Source organism: Streptomyces sp. NPDC059917, assembly GCF_042730635.1.
Lineage (GTDB): Bacteria > Actinomycetota > Actinomycetes > Streptomycetales > Streptomycetaceae > Streptomyces.
The window spans coordinates 106,346-129,782 of record NZ_JBHWLC010000018.1 but is presented as its reverse complement, the minus strand read 5'-3'; the positions used below and the strand labels follow the sequence as shown (position 1 = coordinate 129,782).

Here is a 23,437-nt window from a genome sequence, read left to right as displayed (position 1 = left end):
AGTAGGCGGGCGATCCTCCGCCTTGCGATGCACGGCACCAGACGCCGCGAGCAGCGCCCTTCGGGCGCCCGGCGCTACTTTCGAAACACGCCCTAACACCGCTTTAGCCGGGCGGCCGATGCTCCCGGGGCATTCGAGAAGGAGGCCCACCATGTCCGCAACCCGCTCCAATGTGATCCTCGGCGGCGAACCCGAACCCCTGCTCCTGGAAGAGGACCGGGTCCGTTTCGTGGAGGAACCCGACTCCAAGGTCAAGCTGCAGCGGCACAACTGGTACGAGCACTTCGAGCCGACGGGCCGGACCGTCGTCGTCAGCGACCGCGAGCACCACGTCTACGCCTGGTCGGGGCGCACGTACGTGGCCGAGTGATTCCGGCGGCGCCTCCTGCGGCCCGGCCCGATCACGTGTCAATCGTAGAATATTTCCTCTTTGTCCGTGTTTAGTAACCTTCGGCGTTTTACTAGGAAACGCCGCGCTCGCGCGCCACAGTGTGGGCTCCCGGCAACAAGCCGGGACCCGCACGTCCTTGAGGTGACAGCTCCATGTCTGCTTCTCTCATCACCCGCCGCGCCCTCGCGACCGTCGTGGCCTCCGTCGCCGTCGTCGGCGCCGCCGCCCTCCCGGCCGCGGCCGCCTCCGGTGGTCACGACCACGACCGCGGCCACGGCACGGGCAAGCACTCCACCGTCATGATCGGCAAGGTGCAGTACGACAGCCCCGGGCGCGACGACCGCTCCAACCGCAGCCTCAACGGCGAGTGGGTCGAGGTGAAGAACACCGGCAAGAAGCCCGTCAACCTGCGCGGTTACACCCTCGCGGACAAGCAGGGCAACACCTACCGCTTCCACAACCTGACGCTCGCCGGTCACTCCAGCGTCAAGGTGCACACGGGCAAGGGCAAGGACACCGCCCACGACGTCTACCAGAACCGCACCGCCTACGTCTGGGACAAGCGCGACGCCGCCACCCTGCGCAACGACCACAAGCGCATCCTCGACAGCCAGTCCTGGGGCAAGAAGGGCCGCTAGCAGCTAGCCGCCAGCAGCCGGCCCCTCCCCCGGCGACCACCCCCAACGCGCCGGGCTCCCGCCCCTTCGAGGACGGAAGCCCGGCGCGTGGCCGTGTGCGCGCCGGGTGCGCGCCGGGCATCCGCCGCGCATCCGCCGGGCGTCCAGCCGGACGATGCCCGCCCTTTATCCCAGCCGTACATCCTGAGGACCCGCGTCGCGTTCCCCCCGACGCGCCCCCCTTCCTCCGGAGGCTCCTGATGCGCCGTCGACTCACCGCCGCGCTCGTTCCCGCCGTCACCGCCGTCACCGCGCTCGTCGCCTTCGCGGGGTCGGCCGTCGCCGCTCCGGCCGACAAGCCGCAGGTGCTCAGCAGTTGGACGCAGACCAGCTCGGCGAGCTACAACGCGTGGCTGTCGGCGCGCGGCAACCAGGGCGCCTGGGCGGCGTACGGATTCGACTGGTCCACGGACTACTGCTCCTCCTCCCCCGACAATCCGTTCGGATTCCCCTTCAAGACGGCCTGCGCGCGCCACGACTTCGGCTACCGCAACCACAAGGCGGCGGGCATCTTCGCCGCGAACAAGTCGCGGCTCGACGACGCCCTGTACGCGGACCTCAAGCGGGTCTGTTCCGCCTACTCGGGCGTGAAGAAGGGCTCGTGCGACTCCACGGCGTGGACGTACTACCAGGCGGTGAAGGCCCTCGGCAGCTCACCGGCGGTCGACGGCGGCGCCGCGGCCTGACGCGCGCCCCGCTCCGTTCCCCACCCGGCGGAACCGGCGGCCCGTCCGGCACGTCCCTCCCGTGCCGAACACCGCCGTGTCCGAAGGGATCGAGACGATGCGCCGCACCACCGCACGCTCCACCCGCACGACCGCAGCGACCGCCCTGGCCGCCGCCCTCGCCGCCGCCGCGCTGCTCACCGGCTGCGGGACGACGACCACGACCGGAGACGGTGGCGGGGGTGGAGGTGGAGCGGGCGGCGGCGCGAAGGCGCCCGCCTGCCCCGGTCCCGGGCCGGAGACCGGGCAGCCGGCGCCGACCGTCATCGACGGCACGCCCGCCAACACCCCGGAGGGTGCGCGCCTTTCGCAAGCCATCGGGGAACAGGGCCGGGGCGCGTTCGCCGACGTCTACTCCGGCCAGGTCACCGACGCGCCGCCGGGCCGGGTGACGCTCTGCGTCACCGACCTGGCCCGCGGCCGCCTCCTCGTCGAGGCCGCGCACCGGGCCGACCCGCAGGCCGATCCGGCCCGCGCCGACCTCTACCTCGCCCGCTTCACCCGCAAGGCCCTGGCGGCCGCGGCGCAGCGGATCATCCGCCTGCGCGACGCGCTGCCGGTCTACTCCGTCTCCCCGAGCCGGGACGCGGGCGGGGTCACCGTGGAGACGAGCGCCGAGGGGGTCGCCTCCGCGGAGTTCCGGTCCCGGCTGGAGCGGGCCGCGGGGGGCGGGATCCCGGTGATCCTGGTCCCGGGCAGCCCGGCGCAGGCGCTGGTGGGGGAGGGCCCGCCGCCGGGGATGACACCGGCTCCGCGGTAGCGCGCGGCGGGCCGGTTCCAGGAGGGGTCGCGGTCGGGTCGAGGACCGGTCGAGGACCGCTGGATCCTCCCGCCACCGGGGCGGCCCGCACCCGTATGATCGCCGTGACTTGACGATCTGATGACCTGTCGATGACCACGAGCAGGGGGAAACCACGTGGAGACAGCCCGTCTGGCCTCTCTCATCGCCGCCACCGTCACCATGGGACTGGTCAGCGGACTGTTCTACGGTTTCGCCGTGGCGGTGATGCCGGGGCTCAAGCGCTCCGACGACCGCACGCTCATCACGGTCATGCAGCGGATCAACGTGGCCATCCTCAACGGCTGGTTCGTCCTCGGCTACATCGGCGCCTTCCTCTTCACCGCGCTGGCCCTGGGTCTGCACGTCCCCTCCGACGGGCACGACCTGCTCGTGCCGCTGATCGGGGCACTGGCCTGCTACATCCTGTCCATGGGCGTGACGAACCGGGTGAACATCCCGCTGAACAACGCGCTGGAGAAGGCCGGTCCGGTCGAGCGGATCGCGGACCCGGGTGCGGTGCGCCGCGCCTTCGAGGGGCCCTGGGCCCGCGCCAACGTGTGGCGCACCCTGCTGTGCACGGCGTCGCTGGGGTTCCTGGCCTGGGCGCTGGTGCTGCACGGAAGCGCCACCGCCTGAGGTACGTACGTACCCCCGCACCGCACGCGGAAGTGCCCCGGCCGACGGTCCCGGCCGGGGCACTTCCGTGTGCGGTGGTTCAGCGGGTGGTGGTCGAGCGGGTGGCGCGGCCGAAGAGGATCAGGGCCCGGGAGAGGGCCGTGAGGGCGACCGTGCACAGCAGGGTGCGGACGATGTTCGTCGAGACCCAGGTGGTCTTGAACTTCTCGACGATCGAGAAGTCGGTCATCTTCGCGGCGTCACCGGCGTCCTTGAGCTCGTTGTTCAGCGGGATGTTGACGCTGAAGGTGATCAGGAGGACGACGAAGTAGGCGACGGCCGCCGCGGCCACCCAGATCGCCACGTTGCGGCGGCCCTTGCGGAACTCCACGATCGCCGAGACGACGACCGCCACGAGCGCGAGCATGAAGGCCATGCCGAAGACGGGGCTGCCGTCGATGACCGAGTTGAAGTTCTGCATCGCCGTGACGTACGTCCGGTCGTCGGCCTTGGCCAGACCCGGCATCACCGAGACGTCGAAGGCGAAGAACAGACCCGCCATCAGGCCGATCAGGACGGTCGAGACGAGGAGCACGACCGTGGGGAACTTGCCGCGCTCACCGGCCGCCGCGGGTGCGGGCTGGCCGGGGTACGCCTGGGGTGCCTGGTTCGGCTGGTACGGCGGCTGCTGCTGGTACTGGTTCGGGCTACCGGCCGGATTGGGGTTCATGGATGCGTCCTTCGGTGGTGGTCGGGGAGGTGCCTGCCCTCGGCTCGGACATCCGATCGTGGCATCCCCCGGGACCCCCGGCCATGGCGTTTCCACCGGCCCTTGAGCGTCCTTCAAGGGCCGGTGGCGGATTCTGTTCGGCTGCCCGTACGCCTGCCGGGCGTCCGGGGCGGTCAGTAGCGGTAGTGGTCCGGCTTGTACGGGCCGTTCACGTCGACGCCGATGTAGGAGGCCTGCTCCGGGCGCAGGGTGGTGAGCTTGACGCCGAGGGCGGCGAGGTGGAGGCGGGCGACCTTCTCGTCCAGGTGCTTGGGCAGCACGTAGACGTCGATCGGGTACTCCTCGGGCTTGGTGAAGAGCTCGATCTGGGCCAGGGTCTGGTCCGCGAAGGAGTTCGACATCACGAAGGAGGGGTGACCGGTGGCGTTGCCGAGGTTCAGCAGACGACCCTCCGACAGCACGATCAGGACCTTGCCGTCGGCGAACTTCCAGGTGTGGACCTGCGGCTTGACCTCGTCCTTGACGATGCCCTCGATCTTCGCGAGACCGGCCATGTCGATCTCGTTGTCGAAGTGACCGATGTTGCCCACGATCGCCTGGTGCTTCATCTTGGCCATGTCCGCGGCCATGATGATGTCCTTGTTGCCCGTGGTCGTGATGAAGATGTCCGCCGTCTCGACCACGTCGTCCAGCGTCGCGACCTGGTACCCGTCCATCGCCGCCTGCAGCGCGCAGATCGGGTCGATCTCCGTCACGATGACCCGGGCGCCCTGACCGCGCAGCGACTCCGCGGACCCCTTGCCGACGTCGCCGTAGCCGAAGACGACCGCCGTCTTGCCACCGATGAGGACGTCGGTCGCGCGGTTGATGCCGTCGATCAGCGAGTGGCGGCAGCCGTACTTGTTGTCGAACTTCGACTTCGTCACCGCGTCGTTCACGTTGATCGCCGGGAAGAGCAGGGCGCCCTCCCGGTGCATCTCGTAGAGGCGGTGGACGCCCGTGGTGGTCTCCTCGGAGACCCCGCGGACCTCGGCCGCGAGGGACGCCCAGTCGATCGCGCTGCGCCCGAGCAGCTCGAAGACCAGGCGCAGTTCCTCGTTGTCGGCCGTGGAGGGGTCGGGCACCGCGCCGGCCTTCGCGAACTCGACGCCCTTGTGGACGAGGAGGGTGGCGTCACCGCCGTCGTCGAGGATCATGTTCGGGCCGGAGTGGCCCGGCCAGATCAGCGCCTGCTCCGTGCACCACCAGTACTCCTCCAGGGTCTCGCCCTTCCAGGCGAAGACCGGTATGCCCGCCGGGTTCTCCTGGGTGCCGGTCGGGCCGACCGCGACGGCGGCGGCCGCGTGGTCCTGGGTGGAGTAGATGTTGCAGGACACCCAGCGCACCTCCGCCCCGAGCGCGACGAGGGTCTCGATCAACACCGCGGTCTGCACGGTCATGTGCAGGGAGCCGGTGATGCGGGCACCCGCGAGCGGCTGCGAGGGGGCGTACTCCTTGCGGATCGACATCAGACCGGGCATCTCGTGCTCGGCCAGGGTGATCTCCTTGCGGCCGAAATCCGCGAGCGAGAGGTCTGCGACCTTGAAGTCCATGGGGTTCTACTCCGTGATGGTGGTGGCTGCGGTGGCTGGATCCTGGCGCGCGTGCAGGTCCAGGTTCTGATGGATCTCTAGAGTCGCGGTGGACTTGTTGAGGGTGATGTAGTGCAGGCCCGGCGCCCCCTCGGCGAGCAGCCGCTCGGCCATCCGGGTGGCGTACTCGACGCCGATGCGGTGGCCGTCCGCCGGGTTGTCCTTGGCCGCTTCGAGACGCTGGGCGAGCGCCTGGGGGAAGCGGGCGTCGCTCAGCTCGGAGAAGCGGCGGATCTGCCGGTAGTCGGTCGCGGGCATGATCTCGGGGATCACCGGGGTCAGGCAGCCCACCGAGCACAGCCGGTCGCGCAGCCGGAGGTAGTCCTCGACGTGGAAGAACATCTGGGTGATGGCGTAGTCCGCGCCGGCCCGGCACTTGGCGGCGAAGTGGCGGACGTCCTCGTCCCACGAGGGCGAGCGGGGGTGGCGCTCGGGGAACGCCGCCACGCCGACCGTGAAGTCCCCCAACTGGCGGAGGAGCGAGACCAGTTCGTGTGCGTGGCGCAGCCCGTCGGGGTGCGCCGTCCAGTCCCCCTTGGGGTCGCCGGGCGGGTCTCCGCGCAGCGCCAGGACGTCACGGATGCCCGCGTCCGCGTACTGCCCGATGATGTGGCGCAGCTCGGCCACCGAGTGTCCGACGGCGGTGAGGTGGGCGACCGGGCGCAGGGTCGTCTCGGCGGCGATCCGCTTGGTGACCTCGACGGTCCGGTCGCGGGAGGAGCCGCCGGCGCCGTAGGTGACGGAGACGAAGGAGGGGGCGAAGGACTCGATCCGGCGGATGGCGTTCCACAGCACCCGCTCCCCCGTGTCCGTCTTCGGCGGGAAGAACTCGAAGGAGAAGCTCTGCCGGCCCTGGGCCAGTAGTTCCCGGACCCCGAGCGTGGCCGGGGCGGACGTGCGGGGGCGCTCGGCGGTGGCGGTGGCGGTGAGTGTGGCCGACATGTCTGTCTCCTTTCTCAGCGGGTCTCGCAGCGTGGTGCTCGGTGCGGGTGCTCGTGCTGTGCTCTGCGCGGTGCTCAGCGTGCGTTGAAGTACTTGGCTTCGGGGTGGTGGATGACGATGGCGTCGGTGGACTGTTCGGGGTGGAGCTGGAACTCCTCGGAGAGGTGGACGCCGATCCGTTCGGGCTGGAGGAGGTCGGCGATCTTGGCGCGGTCCTCCAGGTCGGGGCAGGCGCCGTAGCCGAGGGAGAAGCGGGCTCCGCGGTACTTGAGGTCGAACATGTCCTCGACCCGGTCCGGGTCCTCCCCGGCGTAGCCGAGTTCGGAGCGGACCCGGGCGTGCCAGTACTCGGCCATGGCCTCGGCGAGCTGGACGGACAGGCCGTGGAGCTCGAGGTAGTCGCGGTAGGCGTCGGCGGCGAACATCTTGGCGGTGGCCTCGCCGATCTTGGAGCCGACGGTGACGACCTGGAGGCCGATGACGTCGGTCTCCCCGGATTCCTCGGGGCGGAAGAAGTCGGCGAGGCACAGGCGGCGCCCGCGGCGCTGGCGGGGGAAGGTGAAGCGGGTCCGCTCGTTGCCCGCCTCGTCCAGGATGATCAGGTCGTCGCCCTTGGACACGCACGGGAAGTAGCCGTAGACCACGGCCGCTTCCAGCAGGTTCTCGGTGTGGAGCTTGTCCAGGAGCCCGCGCAGCCGGGGGCGGCCCTCGCTCTCGACCAGCTCCTCGTAGGTCGCTCCGCCGGCGCGGGCCTGCTTGAGCCCCCACTGGCCCTTGAACAGCGCGCCCTCGTCCAACCAGGACGCGTAGTCCTTGAGCGGGATCCCCTTGACCACCCGGGTCCCCCAGAACGGAGGCGTCGGCACCGGGTTCGTCACGGACACGTCGGAGCGTACGGAGCCCAGCTCGGGCACGTCCTCGATCTCCACCTCGGGCGCCGCCTGCCGCTTGGCGACCCGGCGTTGCTTGAGGGGCGGGAGCTCCGCCCCGGGCACCCCGCGCTTGATCCCCATGAGGGCGTCCATGAGGCGCAGGCCTTCGAAGGCGTCGCGGGCGTAGCGGACTTCGCCTTCGTAGATTTCGTGGAGGTCCTGTTCGACGTAGGCGCGGGTGAGGGCGGCGCCGCCGAGGATGACGGGGTAGTCGGCGGCGAGCTTGCGCTGGTTCAGTTCCTGGAGGTTCTCCTTCATGATCACCGTGGACTTGACCAGGAGGCCCGACATCCCGATCACGTCCGCCCGGTGCTCCACGGCGGCCTCCAGGATCGCCGACACCGGCTGCTTGATCCCGATGTTGACCACGTTGTAGCCGTTGTTGGAGAGGATGATGTCGACGAGGTTCTTACCGATGTCATGGACATCACCGCGGACCGTGGCCAGCACGATCGTGCCCTTGCCCTCCGCGTCCGTCTTCTCCATGTGCGGCTCCAGATAGGCCACCGCCGTCTTCATCACCTCCGCCGACTGCAACACGAACGGCAGCTGCATCTGACCCGACCCGAACAACTCACCAACGACCTTCATCCCCTCCAACAGGGTGTCGTTGACGATCTCCAACGCCGGACGGGCCACCAACGCCTCGTCCAGGTCAGCCTCCAGACCGTTCTTCTCCCCGTCGATGATCCGCCGCTGCAACCGCTCGTCCAACGGCAACGCGAGAAGCTCCTCCGCGCGCCCGGCCTTCAACGACTTCGTGTTCACACCCTCGAACAGGGCCATCAACTTCTGCAGCGGGTCATACCCCTCCGCACGCCGGTCGTAGATCAGGTCCAGCGCCGTGGTGACCTGCTCCTCGTCGAACCGCGCGATCGGCAGGATCTTCGACGCGTGGACGATCGCCGAATCCAGACCCGCCTTCACACACTCATCAAGGAAGACCGAGTTCAACAACACACGAGCCGCGGGGTTGAGACCGAAGGAGATGTTCGACAACCCCAACGTCGTCTGCACATCCGGATGACGCCGCTTGAGCTCACGGATCGCCTCGATCGTCGCGATACCGTCCCCGCGCGACTCCTCCTGACCCGTGCAGATCGTGAACGTCAGCGTGTCGATCAGGATGTCCGACTCGAGAATCCCCCAGTTCTCCGTCAGGTCGACGATCAACCGCTGCGCGATCGCCACCTTGTCCTCGACCGTCCGCGCCTGACCCTTCTCATCGATCGTCAACGCGATCAACGCGGCACCGTGCTCCTGCGCCAACCGCGTCACCTGCGCGAACCGCGACTCCGGGCCGTCACCATCCTCGTAGTTCACCGAGTTGATCACCGCGCGCCCACCCAGACGCTCCAACCCCGCCTTGATCACCGCGACCTCGGTCGAGTCCAACACGATCGGCAGCGTCGACGCCGTCGCGAACCGCCCCGCCAGCTCGTCCATGTCCGCGACACCGTCACGACCCACGTAGTCCACGCACAGGTCCAACATGTGCGCGCCCTCGCGGATCTGGTCCCGGACCATCTCCACGCAGTCGTCCCAACGCGCCTCCAACATCGCGTCCCGGAACTTCTTCGACCCGTTCGCGTTCGTCCGCTCACCGATCGCCATGAACGCCAGGTCCTGACGGAACGGAACCGTCTGGTAGAGGGACGAAGCACCAGGCTCGGGGGCGGGCTGGCGCCCGGTGACGGCTGCGCCCCGGACCCGCTCCACGACCTGCCGCAGGTGCTCCGGCGTCGTGCCGCAGCAACCGCCCACGAGCGAAAGACCGTACTCGCGGACGAACGATTCCTGCGCGTCCGCGAGCTCCGCGGCCGACAGCGGGTAGTGGGCGCCGTCCTTGGTCAGGACGGGCAGACCGGCGTTGGGCATGCAGGAGATCGGGATGCGCGCGTTGCGGGCGAGGTAGCGCAGGTGCTCGCTCATCTCCGCCGGGCCCGTCGCGCAGTTCAACCCGATCATGTCGATGCCCAACGGCTCCAACGAGGTCAGCGCCGCGCCGATCTCCGAGCCCAGCAGCATCGTGCCGGTCGTCTCCACCGTCACCGAACAGATCAGCGGGACCGAGACGCCCAGCGCCTCCATCGCCCGCCGCGCACCGATGATCGAGGACTTCGTCTGGAGCAGGTCCTGCGTCGTCTCCACCAGCAGCGCGTCCGCGCCACCGCTCAGCAGACCCTCCGCATTGATCTGGTAGGCGTCCCGGATGACGGAGTAGCGGATGTGCCCGAGGGTCGGCAGCTTGGTGCCGGGGCCCATGGAGCCCAGGACCCAGCGCTGCTGACCGGTCGAGGCCGTGAACTCGTCCGCCACCTCGCGCGCGATCCGCGCACCCGCCTCGGACAGCTCGAAGTTGCGCTCCGGGATGTCGTACTCCACCAGCGCGGCGTGGTTCGCACCGAAGGTGTTCGTCTCCACGCAGTCCACGCCCACCGCGAAGTAGGCCTCGTGGACCGAGCGCACGATGTCGGGGCGCGTCACGTTCAGGACCTCGTTGCAGCCCTCCAGCTGCTGGAAGTCCTCCAGGGAGGGGTCCTGCTCCTGGAGCATCGTCCCCATCGCGCCGTCGGCGACCACCACGCGGGTGGCCAGCGCCTGTCGGAGGGCGTTCGCCCGTTCCTGTGCGTCGGTCGTCATGTCAGCCGTCCCAGGTGCGGTGCGAGCAGCTCGGCGGAGTGGTCCCCGTACACCGCGCGGACGGTGGTGAGGAGGGCCGCGGGATGGATCTCGTACGACTGCGAGCCCACGGCGGCGAGGACGAGGGCGGACATGGCACAGCCCAGCTGCGCCGCGGTCTCCAGCGGCAGCTGCCAGCTGACCGCGGCCAGGAAGCCGGAGCGGAAGGCGTCGCCGACGCCGGTGGGGTCCTCGGGGGTGATGCCGGGGACGGCGCGCACCGTGATCGTCGGGTCGCCCTTGCGGTCGATGCGCACGCCCTGGCCGCCCAGGGTGGTGACCCAGGTGCCGACCCGGTCGAGGACGTCGGTGTGGCTCCACCCGGCGCGTTCGCGCAGCAGGGCGGACTCGTACTCGTTGGTGAACAGCCAGGCCGCGCCGTCCACCAGGGTGCGCACCTGCGCGCCGGAGAGCCGGGCGAGCTGCTGCGAGGGGTCGGCGGCGAAGGGGATGCCCAGGGCGCGGGCCTGGTCGGTGTGGTGGACCATGGCCGCCGGGTCGTTCGGGGAGACGAGGACCAGGTCGAGGGGGGACTGGGCGTGCAGGGGGCCCAGGTCGATCCGGTCGGCCTCGGCCATGGCGCCCGCGTAGAACGAGGCGATCTGGTTCGCGTCCTGGTCGGTCATGCACATGAAGCGGGCGGTCTGGCGGTCGTCGGAGACGTACACCGCGCCGGTGTCGACTCCGTGCTCCTTGAGCCAGACCTCGTACTCGGCGAAGTCGGCGCCGACGGCGCCCGCGAGGAGCGGGCCGAGGCCCAGTCCGCCGAGCCCGTAGGAGATGTTGGCCGCCACTCCGCCCCGCCGGACCTCCAGCGTGTCGACGAGGAAGGACAGCGAGACGTGTTCCAGCTGGTCGGGGAGCAGCTGGTCGACGAACCGGCCCGGGAAGGCCATGAGGTGATCTGTGGCGATGGATCCGGTCACCGCGATACGCACGTGGACTCCTGTGAGCTGATCTCGATGTCGGCGGGGCGGAGGGAGGGACGGGAGGGGCTTCGGGCGGAGGGAGAGCGGGCGGGGACGCTCAGACGCCCGCGGCGGCCTTCAGGGCTTCGGCGCGGTCGGTGCGCTCCCAGGTGAAGTCCGGCAGCTCACGGCCGAAGTGGCCGTAGGCGGCGGTCTGCGCGTAGATCGGGCGCAGCAGGTCGAGGTCGCGGATGATCGCGGCCGGGCGCAGGTCGAAGACCGTGGAGATGGCCTCCTCGATGCGGTCGGTGGGCACGGTGTGGGTGCCGAAGGTCTCGACGAAGAGGCCGACGGGCTCGGCCTTGCCGATCGCGTAGGCGACCTGGACCTCGCAGCGGGTCGCGAGACCGGCGGCGACGACGTTCTTGGCGACCCAGCGCATCGCGTAGGCGGCGCTGCGGTCGACCTTGGACGGGTCCTTGCCGGAGAAGGCGCCGCCGCCGTGGCGGGCCATGCCGCCGTAGGTGTCGATGATGATCTTGCGGCCGGTGAGGCCGGCGTCGCCCATCGGGCCGCCGATCTCGAAGCGCCCGGTCGGGTTGACCAGCAGGCGGTAGCCCTCGGTGTCCAGCTTGATGCCGTCCTCGGCCAGCTGCGCCAGGACGTGCTCGACGACGAGCGCGCGGATGTCGGGGGTGAGCAGCGCGTCGAGGTCTATGTCGGCGGCGTGCTGGGTGGAGACGACGACGGTGTCGAGGCGGACGGCCTTGTCGCCGTCGTACTCGATGGTGACCTGGGTCTTGCCGTCGGGGCGCAGGTAGGGGATCGCGCCGTTCTTGCGGACCTCGGACAGGCGCCGCGAGAGCTTGTGGGCGAGGTGGATCGGGAGCGGCATCAGCTCGGGGGTCTCGTCGCAGGCGTAGCCGAACATCAGGCCCTGGTCGCCCGCGCCCTGCTTGTCCAGCTCGTCGCCCTCCTCACCCTTGGCGGCGCCCTCGACCCGGCTCTCGTACGCCGTGTCCACGCCCTGCGCGATGTCCGGGGACTGCGCGCCGATGGAGACCGAGACGCCGCAGGAGGCACCGTCGAAGCCCTTGCCGGAGGAGTCGTAGCCGATCTCCAGGATCTTCGCGCGGACGATGGCCGCGATCGGCGCGTACGCCTGGGTCGTCACTTCACCGGCTATGTGGACCAGGCCCGTGGTGATCAGCGTCTCGACGGCCACGCGGGAGGTGGGGTCCTCCGTGAGCAGGGCGTCGAGGATCGCGTCGCTGATCTGGTCGGCGATCTTGTCGGGGTGGCCCTCGGTGACGGACTCCGAGGTGAACAGACGGCGGGACATGTCACTCCTGGTGGATGGTCGGGTACGGGCGATCGGGTGCGGGAGGTCGTGGGGTGCGGGAGGTCGTGAGGTGCGCAAGGCGGTCGGTCGGCGGGTCGGTGGGAGGGTCGGTCGGGCGGTCGGCGGATCGGGCGGTCGGCGGTTCGGCTGAGAGGTGTCCCCGATCGATCTTGTGCCATGGGCGAAGGGGGAGCGAGCCGCATCCGGATACCCCCGACACGTTCGTGACATCAGAATCTGACGGGGCGTCAGGAACATGTCGACCCGATCGGCCCTCAGAGGGTGCGGATCGCGGACTCGGCGTGCCGCTTGGCCAGTTCGAGGACGGCCGTGCTCTCGCGGCCGAGTTCCGCCCGTACGTGCGCACGCGCCCGGGACAGATCGGCCCCCGGCCCGAGCACCTGCTCGACGTCGGCCGCGCGCAGCAGCACGCTGTGCTGGGAGATCGCCGTCACGCCCGTTTCGTCGGGCAACACGGACCACTCCCCGGTGTGCGCCTCGATCAGCGGCGGTGTCCTCGTCTGCTTGTGGACGATGCGGGCGGCGTGCGGGAAGCAGATCCGTACGGACTCGGTGTCCCGCGGCGGACCGCCGCCCTCGGCCAGGGTCTCCATCCGCACGCGCTGCACCCCCGGGACGTCCTCACGGACCTCCGCGCGCAGGACGTGCGGGACCCGGCCGGGCCAGTCGGCCACCCCGTAGAGGTAGTCGTAGACCAGCTCGGCCGGGCCGTGCACCCGGACGGAGTCCTCGAAGCCGAGCATCAGCGCGTCGATTTCGCGCCACCGCTCGGCGTTCTCCTTGAGCTGTTCCAGCTCGGCCCGGCTGTTGTCGTCGGTCGCGAGCAGCAGCCACGCGACGTCCCCCGGCGGGCCGGCGGCCACGGTGAACTCGTGCTCCAGGCGCAGTCGGCTGCGTCCGGTGCCGCGGGGTTCGACCGTCCAGGTCCCGGCCATGGTGACCGCGGGTGCGGCGGGGAGTTCCTGGAGGAAGTCGATGCGCGTGCGCGCGCTGTCCAGGGTGCGGTGCGAGAGCGCGGACCTGATGCTCCCGTTGACGGAGAACCACATCCTGAACCGGTCGAGCACCCCGTCGAAATCGAGCCGTTCGACATGGATGCTCGACGCCGCGATCAACGGCCACTGCGTGGTGTCCGCGATCAGCCCGTAGACCACCCCGGCCGGCGCGGTCACGTCGATCTCGTACGACGCGCGGTGCACTCGCTCACCCGACATCGGCTCAGCCTCCCTGACCTGTGGCCCCGACCCTCCTCCCCGGCGCCGGAGAGCGACCGGAAGTCCGCTTGAAGACGGGTCCGGGCGGCGCGGGGCGGGGCCGGGGCCGCATGGCCGGAACGTGTCACCCGAGCCCCGCCCCGCTCCCCTGGCCTTGGCCCCGCTGCTCGATCCGGGTGGTCACGGCCGCGGCCAGGGTCGCGATCGTGGGGGTCTCGTAGATCTGGCGCAGCCGGAGCTCGACGCCGTAGGTGCGCGAGAGCTGGCGGAGCATGTGCTGGGCGGCCAGTGAATCGCCGCCCAGCTCGAAGAAGTTGGCTTCCAACGGAGGGTCGGTGATCTTGAGGAGGGTCGCCCAGACTGCGCGCACCTCGTCCAGGACGGTGCGTACGCCGTCGTGGGGTGTGAGGAACGTGAGCGAGGTGGTCATGGTGATCTCCTTGCGAGAACGTACGGACGCATGCGAAGTCATGGGGGACACGGCTGGACATGGTCTGTGCTCGTCACTCTCGCGGCCCGCGCTCGTCCGGCCCTTGAGGGCGCGTCGAGTCGGGCTGCGGCCGTGCCCGCCCCCTCGTTCCGGTTCGTTCCGAGTGGTGCGGGCCCGTGGACGGCCTACCGCACGCGGAAGTTGGCCATCATCCCCATGGCCGAGTGGTCCAGCAGGTGGCAGTGGTAGACGTACGTCCCCCGGTACGAGGCGAAGGTCGCGTGGAGTTTGACGCTCTCCCCCGGGAAGAGCCGGACGGTGTCCTTCAGCCCCGCCTCCGCCGGTCCGGCCGGGGCGCCGTTGCGCTCCAGCACCCGGAACTGGACCAGGTGCATGTGGAAGTTGTGCGGGATCAGCTTGTTGGCGTTGGTGACCGTCCAGACCTCCGAGGAGCCGTAGGAGACCGTCTGGTCGATGCGGTTCGGGTCGTAGGCCTGGCCGTCCATGAACCCCCGCGGTTCCTGGCGCCCGTCCTCGTCCATGCTGAGCACGATGGTGCGCTGCACCGCGGGCTTCGGCAGCGCCGCCACCGCGGGCAGGGTGCGCAGGGTGTCCGGCACCCGGCTCGGGTCGCCGGCCGTGCGCACGACGTCGAAGCGCAGCACCTTGCCGACCTGGTCGGGGGTGCCCGGGCCCAGGGTGTTCTCCAGGACGATCTTCGTGCCGACCGGGTAGCGGGAGAAGTCGATGACCACGTCCGCGCGCTCCGCCGGGGAGAGCCCGATGGTGTCGGTCGGGAAGGGGTGTTCCAGCAGCCCGCCGTCCGAGCCGATCTGGATCATCTGGCCGCCGTCCGACAGCTTGAGCTGGAAGAAGCGCATGTTGGAGGAGTTCAGCAGCCGGAAGCGGTACTTGCGGGCCGCGACCTCGACGTAGGGGCTCGGGCGGCCGTTGGCGAGGATGGTGGTGCGGCCGAAGGCGTCGTCCATGACGTAGACGAGCTGGCCGTACTCGTCGAAGTGCGCGTCCCGCAGCGCGATGGGTATCTCGTACTGCCCCGACGGCAGCGGCAGGGCGCGTTCCGTCTCGTCCGAGAGCAGGTAGGAGCCGGACAGGCCGCGGTAGACGTGCTCCGATTCCATGTGGTGAGCGTGGTCGTGGAACCAGAGCGGGGCGCCCGGTTGCTGGTTGGGGTAGGTGTAGGTGCGCGAGGTGCCGGGCGCGAAGGTGTCCATCGGGGAGCCGTCGTTGTCCTGGGTGACCGAACCGCCGTGCAGGTGGACGGCGACCGGCATGCCGAGGGTGTTGCGGTGGCGGACCACCACCTTGCGGCCGCTGCGGGCGCGCAGCACCGGTCCGGGGAAGCAGCCCTCGTACGTCAGGACCTTGGCCATGCCGCCGGGCAGGATCTCCCGCGACACCTCCTTGATCGTGACGGCGTAGGTGTCCTGTCCGCCCGAGGTCGAGACCGGCGTCAGCACCGGCAGGATCGGCATCCGCACCGAGAAGGGCGGCGGCACGGGCACCGCGACCGGTCTGGGCACCACGCCCGGGGTCGCGTCGGCGGCCTGGGCGGTACGGGCGTCGAGCATCGGCGTCAGCGCGCCGCCGGTGATCAGTCCGGCACCGGCCGCGGCCAGGGCGCCGCCGAGCACGCTGCGTCTGGTGACCATGCGATGTCCTCCTTGGACGGGGGTGGGCGGGGGCGGCTCCCGCTGCCGCGTGCGGGTGTCGCACACGGCTTCGGCACGGGTGTCGCGCGGCGAGTGCACCAGACGTCCCTCGCACATCGCTGGAGCCCAGGTGGTGTGCGGCCGTCCGGCGTTGCGCGGGGCTTGCGTGGGCTCCGTATATCTGCTCGTGCGTACGTCGGACCGCGTACGCACCACTCGTGCCGCAGAGCGCGGCCACCGGGGGAGGCTCACCGTGGACCTGAACGACCTGCACGATCTGCGCGACTGGCTGCCGCGCGCGCTCGGGGTCGCCGAGCGGTGGGGCGGCCAGTTCGGACCGTACGAGACGCACGGCGCCCACCGCGTCGACCCCGACGCCTTCGACGGGGCCTTCGAGCGGCTCGCCAAGCGGATGGACCACAACTATCCGTTCTTCCACCCGCGTTACGCCGGACAGATGGTCAAGCCCCCGCACCCGGCGGCCGTCGTCGGCTACCTGACCGCGATGCTGTTCAACCCCAACAACCACGCCGCCGAGGGCGGGCCCGCGACCACCGAGATGGAACGCGAGGCCGTCGCCTCCCTCGCCGCCATGTTCGGCTTCGACGCGCACGTCGGGCACCTGACCACCAGCGGCACCATGGCCAACCTCGAAGCCCTGTACGTGGCCCGCCAGCTCCACCCGGACCGCGGGATCGCCTACAGCGCCGAATGCCACTACACCCACGAGCGGATGTGCCACGTCCTGGGCGTCGAGGGCCACCGGATCCCGGTTGACGGGCACGGGCGGATCGACCTGGACGCGCTGGAGGACGCCCTGCGCACCGGGCGGATCGGCACGGTCGTCGTCACCACCGGGACCACCGGGCTCGGCACGGTGGACCCGGTCCACGAGGTGGTCGCGATCGCCCGCCGGTACGGGGTGCGCGTCCACGTGGACGCGGCGTACGGCGGCTTCTACGCGATCCTGGGCCGGGCCGGGGCCGAGGGCTTCGACCCGCGGCCCTGGCGGGCCATCGCCGAGTGCGACTCGGTGGTCGTGGACCCGCACAAGCACGGGCTCCAGCCCTACGGCTGCGGGGCGGTGCTCTTCCCGGACCCGCGCGCCGGGCGGCACTTCGCCCACGACTCGCCGTACACCTACTTCACCGACGCCGACCTGCACCTCGGCGAGATCAGCCTGGAGTGCTCGCGGGCGGGCGCCGCGGCGTCCGCGCTGTGGCTGACCCTGGAGCTGCTCCCGCTCACCCCCGACGGCTTCGGTTCCATCCTCGCCGCCAACCGGCGGGCCGCGCTGCGCTGGGCCGACCTGATCACCGACTCGGCGGAGCTGGAGCTGTACCAGCGCCCCGACCTCGACATCGTCACCTACTTCCCGGCGACGGCGCAGGGATCGCTCTCCGCGATCGACGCCGCCTCGGACCGGCTGCTGCGCGACGGCATGACGGCGGAGGCCGACCCGGTCTTCCTGAGCGTGCTGCGCGCCGACGCCGACGCCTTCGTACGGCGCCACCCGGGCGTGGTCCGCGACGCGGACGCGGCGCGCATCGTGCGCAGCGTCCTGATCAAGCCCGAGTCCGAGCTCTACCTCCCGACCCTGCACGACCGCGTGGCGGCCCTGGCCGCGCACGGCCGTGCCACCTTCTGACCGGAGGACCCGACCATGTCCTTGTCCCTGTCCCTGTCACCCCAGGCCTCCTTATCCCCGACCGCGCCCCTGCCGCCCCTGCCGATGGGCCGCTCGGCGCTCGCGCACCTCTCCGGCCTCCTCGCCGCCGCCTTCCACCGGGACGCCCTGGCCCGGTGGATGGTCCCGGACGAGCAGGAGCGCGCGGAGCGGCTCCCCGGGTTCTTCCGGGCGTTCGTCGAACTGTCCGCCGCCCACGGCGGGGTGTTCACCAGCCCGGACGGCGACGCCGTCCTGCTCTTCCTGCCGCCGGGCGCCGTACCGGACGAGGAGCGGCTGGCGGAGGCCGCCGCGGCCCTGGGTCCGCACGCCCAAGCCCTGCACACCATCGCGGCGCTCCAGGACGAACGCCACCCGCACGGCCCGCCGCACTACTACATCTCCTTCGCCGGGGTCCGCGCGGACCGCCAACGGGACGGCCTGGTCTCGGCCCTGGTGGGCCGGCTCGCCGCCCGGGCCGACGCCGAGGGCGTCGGCCTGTACACGGAGGCCAGCTCGCCGGGCGGGGAGGCGGCGAGCCGCCGCGGCGGTTTCGAACGGGTGGGCCCGGAGATCGCCCTGCCCGGGGACGGACCCGTCCTGCGGCCGATGTGGAGGGACGCGCGATGAGGGGCGACGACCTGATCCTGTCGTGGACCTCGGGCGAGGTCGCCCGGGGCGAGGTTCCGGCGGAGCACATCGGTCCGCTGCTGCAAGTGCTCATGTGGAGCCGGGAGTTCCTGGTCTCCAGCCACCCCGAACTGGGCCGCTCCGGCCCCGTGTGCCCGTACACCGCCCCGGCCCTGCGCAAGGACCTCTTCCACCTGGCGATGCCCTCGCAGGACTGCGACGACCTCGCCTCGGCGGTGGACTCCCTGCGCACCCGGCACGCGACCCTCTCGGAGGGCCTCTCCCCCGAGGACCGCGAGCTGCTCACGATCCTCCTGGTCCTGCCGGGCTTCGACCCGACGGACTCGGTGGAGTTGGACGAGCTCCAGCGCAAGGCGAAGGACGAGTTCGTCGCGGAGGGCCTGATGATCGGCCAGTTCCACCCGGTCTGCGAGGAGCCCGGCCTCTACAACGAGTCCTTCCGCCCGCTGCGCTCCCCGCTCCCCCTCCTGGCCGTGCGCAAGCTCCTGGTCTTCGACCTGCCGTTCCTGGTCGGCGACGACCTGCACATGGACCACTACCTCCAGCGCTTCGCCCCGGCCATCCCCTCCCGCATCCGCGACCAACTGGTGAGCCGCGTGGTGGCGGCCTGAGCCCGGCCCCCTACCGCGCCGATGCCCCCCACCGCCGCCGGGCGGTGGGGGGCGTCGGGCATGAGCCGCCCGTCCGGGCTAGTGGACCGCCGCGCAGGTCTTGTCGTCGCCCTTGAGGCACACCCAGATCGTGACGTCCTTCACGTCCTTGCCGGTGCCGGTCGCCTTGAGCACCGGGTTCTTCTGGCGGTCCATGTGGTCCTCCCGCCAGGCGCCGTCCTTCCAGTAGCGGTAGCTGACCCGGAGCTCGACGCTCTTCCCGTCCGAGCAGTTGTCCTTCGTCTTGAGGGTCCACTGCGTCTTGTAAATCGGATAGCCGCCGGCCATACCCGTCTTGAACCACTGGTAGTTCCCACTGGCCTCGCCGCACCCGCCGACGGTCCTGCCCCAGACCGCACCGCCGTCCGCCTGCGCCGCCCCCGCCGCCCCGATGACCAGTCCGGCCGCCGCCACGGCCATCGTGGCCTTGCGTGCGAATGTCATGTTTCCCCCTGGAGGATCTGCCCGACGTGTTCTGACGGACAGGAACCTATGGCGCCGAACCTTCCCGCCTCGCCCAACGGGCGGTTGATCCTTCCCGCCCCCCAGGGTGGGCGGGGCCGTACCACCAGGGGGGTAGAAGGCCCGAGTGGGACCTTCGGTCGTGGATCGCGCGACCTTGTTCCCTATCGACGGGATCCCTTCCGCAGAAGTCTGATGTGATGTCAATTCTCAAGCGATTGCTGTTAGTCGGCGTCGTGCTCGTCGCCGTTGCGGGTGGCGGCGGGTCCGCCGTCGCGGACGACGCTCCGGGAGATGCGCCGCAGTGGGTGTGGCACGCTTCGTCGCTGCCGCCGGACGAGATCGCGCGCGACGGCGCGGTCCTCCCCAAAGGGCTCGACGGGACCCGGCCCGACCAGCCGCCGCCCCAGCTCAGTCTGTACCTGCACGTCCAGGGAACCCCTTCGGGCGCCAGCCGTTACGACTCCGGCTACGTCGGTACGACCACCGACCGGAACTACGCACTGCGCCGGATCACCGAGCGCTTCGGCGGCAACGGCTACCTGTACCGGGTGCACGCCACGCCCAACTTCGTCGACGTGGCCGGTTCTTTGGGAGGGTTCTACAACCGGGCCTCCGAGCACGAGTACGCGGCCATGGGTGGCTTCCGGTTCGACCAGGTCGTCGACTGGGAGGAGATCTCCTTCGGAGCACCGCGGCCGGGCGAGAGCAACGCCGGCTACGACGCGGACCGCTACCGCGGTCTGCGCGCGAGCGGCGGCCAGCCCCAGCTGGCAGGCTTCCCCGCCGGGCACGCCGCCTGGGCGCGGCAGCCCTGGCGGCAGTACGCGGCCTGCGGCTCGGCGGCCGCGCGGGTCCGCGCCGAGCGGTCCGCCCCGGCGTGTGCGCCCGTGCGCAAGCCGTATGACGCGGGGCTGGCGTTCTGGCGGTCGGTCCGGCTGGCGGGTCAGGTGCCCGACCGCTGGTTCACCGGAGGCGGCGCGGCCGTACAACTGGTGAGCGCCGCGACCGGCCGGGTCGCGGAGAACGCGGACGCCGCCGGGGACGGGGCCTCGATCACGACCTGGGAGGCCCACCGGGGCCGTTGGCAGCAGTGGCGGTTGGAACCGGCCGGGCACGACACGTACGTGGTGGTGAACCTCGCCTCGGACAAAGTCCTGGACGGTAAGGACAGCAGCGTGGACGGCGAGCCGGTCGTGCAGTGGCGGCGTGACGGACAGTTGTGGCAGCGTTGGCTGCTCCAGCCGGCGGGCACCGACCTGTTCCGCCTGGTCAACGCGGCCACGGGGATGGCGCTCGACCTCGGTGGCGACGCGGAGGGCGCGACCGTGGTCCAACGGGCGGTGTCCGCCTCCGGGACCCAGACCTGGCGGCTACGGATGACCGACCCGCTGCACGGACTCAGCGGAGTGCCGCTGACCCTCACCCACACGGCGAGCGGCAAGGCGGCGGACGGAAGGGACGCACGGGCCGACGGCGAGCGCGTGGTGCAGTGGCGGTCGAACGGGAAGCCTTGGCAGGAATGGCTCCTGAACCCGGCCGACGACGGCACGTACGTGGTGACCAGCGTGGCCACGGGCAAGGTCCTGGACGCCGGCGACGACGCCACTGACGGTGCGGCCCTGGTGCAATGGGACCGGATCGCCGGACGCCCGCAGCGGTGGCGGATCGAACCGGCCGGGGTGGGCGACGGGTTCTTCCTCGTGGACGCGGCGAGCGACCGGGTCGTCTCCAACGACGACAGCGGCCGGGACGGCACCACGCTGACCCTGCGGGCCGGACGGCAGGACGGCGGGGCCGGACGGCGTTGGTCCGTCCAACCGGTCGAGCCGGAGCCTGCGCACGTGTCGGACTGAACCGGCGAAGGGCGGGCCGGGGCAGGGCCAAGACCGCCCTTACTCTCTGACCGCCCGGTCGAGGTCGGCGTGGAGTCCGCGGCAGAGCCCGTCGAACGCCCGGGCCGCCGCCGCGGTGACGCCGTCACGAGCGTCCGCGGGTGGTTCGCCGGACAGGATCCGTCGTCGCAGTTCGCGCAGGGCGGCCCGGTGGGTACCGGCGATGGCGCCCGCGAGCAGCACGAGCACCGGGTGGGCGGCCCCGTTCGGTCCGGCGGCGGTGTGCGGCGGGTGTCCGGCCAGGGCGGCCCCCAGCGCCACCTCCGCTCGTTCGCCGATCTCGCGTTCACGGGCGCGCAGTGCGGGACTTTCGTCGATGGCCGCGAGCCGACCGGCGAGTTGGAGGGGTGGCTGGAGTTCGTCCGCGAGGCCGTCCGCACCGGTGGACCGCACCTGGCATCCGTCCAGATCTGCGAGGAGCCCAACGCCGACCTGCCCTCGGTCGACGGCAGCACCCCCAACGTTCTGCACGCGCTCGTCGAGGGGGTCGTCGCGGCCAAGCAGGAGGCCCGCGCCCTGGGGCGCGGCCTGGCGGTCGGCTTCAACGCCGTGCCGACCTTCGACCCGGCCGACACCTTCTGGTCCGCGCTCGGCGCCTTGGCCGACGACCGCTTCCGGCACAGCCTGGACTACGTCGGCCTGGACTTCTTCCCGGACGTCTTCCGACCCGTCGCCGCCGATCGGTTGGCGGAGGCGGTCACCGCGGTCCTCACCGCCTTCCGGCACGTCGATCTGCGCAAGGCCGGCATCCCCGGCAGCGTCGCGATCCGCATCTGCGAGAACGGCTGGCCCACCGGCCCCGGCCGCGGCGAGCAGCGGCAGGCGGCGGTCCTCGAAACCGTCCTGCGGACCGTGGCCGCCCTGTCCACCGACCTGAACATCGACGGGTACGCGTTCTTCGCCCTGCGGGACGCCGACAGCGGCGCCGAGGGGCTCTTCCACGTCACGGGCTCCGGAAACATCGATCTGCCCAAGTCCCAGAACTGGTACGTGCCCGACATCGCCGTGGTGCCGGTCGAGCTCGCCAAGGGCGGCGGGGCGTTGGTGCCCGATCAGACCCTGCTCGTCGTCGAGGTGGCCTCGGAGTCGAACGCCGACACCGATCGGGTCGTCAAGCGCAAGCGGTACGCCGAGTACGGGGCCCCGCTGCACCTGCTCGTCGACCGGGTCGAGCGGAGCGTCAGCGTGTTCTCGGAGCCCGGCCCGCTCGGCTACACCCGCGCGGACGGCCCGCACCCCTTCGGGGTCCCGGTCCGGCTGCCCGAGCCGTTCGGGATCGTGCTCGACACGTCCGGGCTGTAGGGGCCGCCCCCGTCACCCGGGTAGGGCCGCCGTGAGGTCGACCTCGATCAGCTGGCCGGTGAAGCCGAGTTGGGCCACGCCGAGCAGGGTGCTCGCGGTGGTGAACGCGGGGCCGATCGCGGAGGCGTTGAGCCGTCGCCAGGCGGCGCCCAGGTCCGCGACCTCGGCGCTGACCACGTAGATCACCGAGCGGACGACGTGGTCCGGCCGGGCACCGACCGCGCTCAGGGCCGTGAGGGCGTTGGCCGCCACCTGGTCGATCTGCGCGTCGAGGTCGCCCGGACCCACCAGCACACCGGACCGGTCGAGCGGTACCTGCCCGGCCAGGTGCGCCGTGCGGCCCGCCTCCACCACCGTGACGTGGTGGTACCCCGCGGTCGGGTGGAGCGCATCGGGATTGATGCGGGTGATCTCGGATGCCATACGGGCGAGTCTGGCCGTCCGACCGACAGCGCGCACCAGGTTTTCGACCAGCCGGAAAGCGCTTTGCCTGAGGTCACGGCAGTAGAGTTGGGCGGGTGACTGCCGGGTCGGCCTTGGGCCACGCACGAGTGGGGTTCCCGGCCTCGGAGTGATGCCGGGGCGGGGCAGGGCTCCGCCGTTCCCTCCGCGTCCTCCTGTGCCCTGCCCAGTGATCCCGAAGACCCGGAGCCTTCCCGCACATGCCGAACGAGCAGCACGACCCGCAGCACCCGCACGACGAGCCGTACGCGACGACCGCGAACGTCGTCCGGCTCGACCACACCGTCGTCCACGCCAGGGACCGGCAGCTGTCGGCCGAGTTCCTCACCGTGGTCCTGGGGCTGGCGATGGGCGCGCCCTTCGGGCCGTTCCTCCCCGTCGACCTCGGCAACGGCGTCACGCTCGACTACTACGAGAAGCGCGACGAGCCGATCCAGCCGCAGCACTACGCGTTCCTGGTGCCCGAGGAACGGTTCGACGCCGTGATCGCCCGGCTCGGCGCGGTCGGCGTCACCCACTACGCGGACCCCCACCACACCGAACCGGGCCGGATCAACCGGCTGTTCGGCGGGCGGGGCGCGTACTTCGCCGATCCGGACGGCCACAACATGGAGGTCATGACCCGCCCCTACGCCCGCCCGGGGCGGTAGACAGG

22 protein-coding genes and 1 pseudogene are annotated in these 23,437 nt (G+C 71.0%); 11 read left to right on the top strand and 12 right to left on the bottom strand.

From position 1 onward, the window contains the following. Nucleotides 1-151 precede the first annotated feature (151 nt). From ACFWAR_RS13715 to ACFWAR_RS13695, 5 genes are all read left to right on the top strand, one after another. Nucleotides 152-370, top strand: coding sequence for a DUF5988 family protein (locus ACFWAR_RS13715; RefSeq protein WP_385776475.1), 219 nt, complete (start codon nucleotides 152-154; stop codon nucleotides 368-370). 173 nt (nucleotides 371-543) lie between these two features. Continuing rightward, the gene (locus ACFWAR_RS13710) at nucleotides 544-1,029 is read left to right on the top strand and encodes a lamin tail domain-containing protein (RefSeq protein WP_385776473.1); all 486 of its coding nucleotides are present in this window, start codon (nucleotides 544-546) and stop codon (nucleotides 1,027-1,029) included. Nucleotides 1,030-1,268: 239 nt separating this feature from the next. Beyond that, nucleotides 1,269-1,754 (top strand): phospholipase A2, encoded by a 486-nt coding sequence (locus ACFWAR_RS13705; RefSeq protein WP_385776471.1) that lies wholly within the window; start codon nucleotides 1,269-1,271, stop codon nucleotides 1,752-1,754. 61 nt (nucleotides 1,755-1,815) lie between these two features. Then, complete coding sequence (locus ACFWAR_RS13700; RefSeq protein WP_385776469.1) at nucleotides 1,816-2,553, top strand: hypothetical protein; 738 nt, start codon at nucleotides 1,816-1,818, stop codon at nucleotides 2,551-2,553. A 156-nt stretch (nucleotides 2,554-2,709) separates the two neighbouring features. Continuing rightward, a complete protein-coding gene (locus ACFWAR_RS13695; RefSeq protein ID WP_385776467.1) occupies nucleotides 2,710-3,210 on the top strand; it encodes a DUF1772 domain-containing protein in 501 nt (166 codons plus the stop codon). 79 nt (nucleotides 3,211-3,289) lie between these two features. On the opposite strand, the gene ACFWAR_RS13690 is transcribed toward ACFWAR_RS13695, so the two are convergent. The 9 genes from ACFWAR_RS13690 to ACFWAR_RS13650 all read right to left on the bottom strand — a co-directional run bounded on the left by ACFWAR_RS13690 (nucleotide 3,290) and on the right by ACFWAR_RS13650 (nucleotide 15,694). After that, nucleotides 3,290-3,919: a DUF1772 domain-containing protein gene (locus ACFWAR_RS13690; protein WP_385776465.1), complete on the bottom strand. Its 630-nt coding sequence runs from the start codon at nucleotides 3,917-3,919 to the stop codon at nucleotides 3,290-3,292. A 173-nt stretch (nucleotides 3,920-4,092) separates the two neighbouring features. Next, on the bottom strand, nucleotides 4,093-5,511 hold the full coding sequence (ahcY, locus tag ACFWAR_RS13685; protein ID WP_385776463.1) for an adenosylhomocysteinase: 1,419 nt from the start codon (nucleotides 5,509-5,511) through the stop codon (nucleotides 4,093-4,095). Nucleotides 5,512-5,517: 6 nt separating this feature from the next. Further along, entirely contained in the window at nucleotides 5,518-6,492 is a 975-nt protein-coding gene (metF, locus tag ACFWAR_RS13680; protein ID WP_385776461.1) for a methylenetetrahydrofolate reductase [NAD(P)H], read from the bottom strand. A gap of 74 nt (nucleotides 6,493-6,566) precedes the next feature. Next, nucleotides 6,567-10,067, bottom strand: coding sequence for a methionine synthase (metH, locus tag ACFWAR_RS13675; protein WP_385776459.1), 3,501 nt, complete (start codon nucleotides 10,065-10,067; stop codon nucleotides 6,567-6,569). Beyond that, entirely contained in the window at nucleotides 10,064-11,044 is a 981-nt protein-coding gene (locus ACFWAR_RS13670) for a carbohydrate kinase family protein (RefSeq protein WP_385776457.1), read from the bottom strand. Before ACFWAR_RS13670 ends, metH begins: the two co-directional genes overlap by 4 nt. Before the next feature lie 88 nt (nucleotides 11,045-11,132). Beyond that, nucleotides 11,133-12,356: a methionine adenosyltransferase gene (metK, locus tag ACFWAR_RS13665; protein WP_385776456.1), complete on the bottom strand. Its 1,224-nt coding sequence runs from the start codon at nucleotides 12,354-12,356 to the stop codon at nucleotides 11,133-11,135. 275 nt (nucleotides 12,357-12,631) lie between these two features. After that, nucleotides 12,632-13,591, bottom strand: coding sequence for an aromatase/cyclase (locus ACFWAR_RS13660; RefSeq protein WP_385776454.1), 960 nt, complete (start codon nucleotides 13,589-13,591; stop codon nucleotides 12,632-12,634). Nucleotides 13,592-13,715: 124 nt separating this feature from the next. Further along, nucleotides 13,716-14,021 carry an acyl carrier protein gene (locus tag ACFWAR_RS13655; RefSeq protein WP_385776452.1) on the bottom strand — a complete coding sequence of 102 codons (306 nt, stop codon included), beginning with the start codon at nucleotides 14,019-14,021 and terminating at the stop codon, nucleotides 13,716-13,718. 185 nt (nucleotides 14,022-14,206) lie between these two features. After that, a complete protein-coding gene (locus ACFWAR_RS13650; RefSeq protein ID WP_385776450.1) occupies nucleotides 14,207-15,694 on the bottom strand; it encodes a multicopper oxidase family protein in 1,488 nt (495 codons plus the stop codon). 253 nt (nucleotides 15,695-15,947) lie between these two features. Here ACFWAR_RS13650 and ACFWAR_RS13645 point away from each other — a divergent pair, with 253 nt between their 5' ends. From ACFWAR_RS13645 to ACFWAR_RS13635, 3 genes are read left to right on the top strand one after another with little or no spacing between them, the layout of a single operon-like run. Beyond that, entirely contained in the window at nucleotides 15,948-17,342 is a 1,395-nt protein-coding gene (locus tag ACFWAR_RS13645) for a pyridoxal phosphate-dependent decarboxylase family protein (RefSeq protein WP_385776448.1), read from the top strand. Nucleotides 17,343-17,357: 15 nt separating this feature from the next. Next, on the top strand, nucleotides 17,358-17,990 hold the full coding sequence (locus tag ACFWAR_RS13640; RefSeq protein ID WP_385776446.1) for a hypothetical protein: 633 nt from the start codon (nucleotides 17,358-17,360) through the stop codon (nucleotides 17,988-17,990). Beyond that, a complete protein-coding gene (locus tag ACFWAR_RS13635; RefSeq protein ID WP_385776444.1) occupies nucleotides 17,987-18,622 on the top strand; it encodes a DUF6875 domain-containing protein in 636 nt (211 codons plus the stop codon). The genes ACFWAR_RS13640 and ACFWAR_RS13635 overlap by 4 nt, the downstream gene beginning before the upstream one ends. Nucleotides 18,623-18,700: 78 nt before the next feature. Here ACFWAR_RS13635 and ACFWAR_RS13630 read toward each other — a convergent pair whose 3' ends face one another. Beyond that, a complete protein-coding gene (locus tag ACFWAR_RS13630) occupies nucleotides 18,701-19,105 on the bottom strand; it encodes a hypothetical protein (protein ID WP_385776442.1) in 405 nt (134 codons plus the stop codon). A 218-nt stretch (nucleotides 19,106-19,323) separates the two neighbouring features. Between ACFWAR_RS13630 and ACFWAR_RS13625 the strand changes: the two genes are divergently transcribed. After that, nucleotides 19,324-20,979 (top strand): RICIN domain-containing protein, encoded by a 1,656-nt coding sequence (locus ACFWAR_RS13625; protein WP_385776440.1) that lies wholly within the window; start codon nucleotides 19,324-19,326, stop codon nucleotides 20,977-20,979. A 39-nt stretch (nucleotides 20,980-21,018) separates the two neighbouring features. Here the strand turns inward: ACFWAR_RS13625 and ACFWAR_RS13620 are convergent, their stop codons facing one another. Next, a complete protein-coding gene (locus ACFWAR_RS13620; RefSeq protein ID WP_385776438.1) occupies nucleotides 21,019-21,411 on the bottom strand; it encodes a hypothetical protein in 393 nt (130 codons plus the stop codon). A 549-nt stretch (nucleotides 21,412-21,960) separates the two neighbouring features. On the opposite strand from ACFWAR_RS13620, the pseudogene ACFWAR_RS13615 reads away from it, so the two are divergent. Further along, a pseudogene (locus tag ACFWAR_RS13615) lies at nucleotides 21,961-22,320 on the top strand (Uma2 family endonuclease); the annotation flags it as partial. Nucleotides 22,321-22,332: 12 nt separating this feature from the next. Here ACFWAR_RS13615 and ACFWAR_RS13610 read toward each other — a convergent pair. Beyond that, the gene (locus ACFWAR_RS13610) at nucleotides 22,333-22,743 is read right to left on the bottom strand and encodes a RidA family protein (RefSeq protein ID WP_385776436.1); all 411 of its coding nucleotides are present in this window, start codon (nucleotides 22,741-22,743) and stop codon (nucleotides 22,333-22,335) included. A gap of 239 nt (nucleotides 22,744-22,982) precedes the next feature. Here ACFWAR_RS13610 and ACFWAR_RS13605 point away from each other — a divergent pair, with 239 nt between their 5' ends. Then, nucleotides 22,983-23,432, top strand: coding sequence for a VOC family protein (locus ACFWAR_RS13605; RefSeq protein ID WP_385776434.1), 450 nt, complete (start codon nucleotides 22,983-22,985; stop codon nucleotides 23,430-23,432). The last annotated feature ends 5 nt before the right edge of the window (nucleotides 23,433-23,437 follow it).

What these genes read in the sequence shown, in the direction of transcription:
- ACFWAR_RS13650 (WP_385776450.1), bottom strand. Translation starts at nt 15,694, where the DNA reads ATGGTCACCAGACGCAGCGTGCTCGGCGGCGCCCTGGCCGCGGCCGGT.
- ACFWAR_RS13710 (WP_385776473.1), top strand. Translation starts at nt 544, where the DNA reads ATGTCTGCTTCTCTCATCACCCGCCGCGCCCTCGCGACCGTCGTGGCC.
- ACFWAR_RS13660 (WP_385776454.1), bottom strand. Translation starts at nt 13,591, where the DNA reads ATGTCGGGTGAGCGAGTGCACCGCGCGTCGTACGAGATCGACGTGACC.
- ACFWAR_RS13705 (WP_385776471.1), top strand. Translation starts at nt 1,269, where the DNA reads ATGCGCCGTCGACTCACCGCCGCGCTCGTTCCCGCCGTCACCGCCGTC.
- ACFWAR_RS13610 (WP_385776436.1), bottom strand. Translation starts at nt 22,743, where the DNA reads ATGGCATCCGAGATCACCCGCATCAATCCCGATGCGCTCCACCCGACC.
- ACFWAR_RS13625 (WP_385776440.1), top strand. Translation starts at nt 19,324, where the DNA reads ATGTCAATTCTCAAGCGATTGCTGTTAGTCGGCGTCGTGCTCGTCGCC.
- ACFWAR_RS13640 (WP_385776446.1), top strand. Translation starts at nt 17,358, where the DNA reads ATGTCCTTGTCCCTGTCCCTGTCACCCCAGGCCTCCTTATCCCCGACC.
- ACFWAR_RS13605 (WP_385776434.1), top strand. Translation starts at nt 22,983, where the DNA reads ATGCCGAACGAGCAGCACGACCCGCAGCACCCGCACGACGAGCCGTAC.
- ACFWAR_RS13630 (WP_385776442.1), bottom strand. Translation starts at nt 19,105, where the DNA reads ATGACATTCGCACGCAAGGCCACGATGGCCGTGGCGGCGGCCGGACTG.
- ACFWAR_RS13635 (WP_385776444.1), top strand. Translation starts at nt 17,987, where the DNA reads ATGAGGGGCGACGACCTGATCCTGTCGTGGACCTCGGGCGAGGTCGCC.
- metH (WP_385776459.1), bottom strand. Translation starts at nt 10,067, where the DNA reads ATGACGACCGACGCACAGGAACGGGCGAACGCCCTCCGACAGGCGCTG.
- ACFWAR_RS13690 (WP_385776465.1), bottom strand. Translation starts at nt 3,919, where the DNA reads ATGAACCCCAATCCGGCCGGTAGCCCGAACCAGTACCAGCAGCAGCCG.
- metF (WP_385776461.1), bottom strand. Translation starts at nt 6,492, where the DNA reads ATGTCGGCCACACTCACCGCCACCGCCACCGCCGAGCGCCCCCGCACG.
- ahcY (WP_385776463.1), bottom strand. Translation starts at nt 5,511, where the DNA reads ATGGACTTCAAGGTCGCAGACCTCTCGCTCGCGGATTTCGGCCGCAAG.
- metK (WP_385776456.1), bottom strand. Translation starts at nt 12,356, where the DNA reads ATGTCCCGCCGTCTGTTCACCTCGGAGTCCGTCACCGAGGGCCACCCC.
- ACFWAR_RS13715 (WP_385776475.1), top strand. Translation starts at nt 152, where the DNA reads ATGTCCGCAACCCGCTCCAATGTGATCCTCGGCGGCGAACCCGAACCC.
- ACFWAR_RS13655 (WP_385776452.1), bottom strand. Translation starts at nt 14,021, where the DNA reads ATGACCACCTCGCTCACGTTCCTCACACCCCACGACGGCGTACGCACC.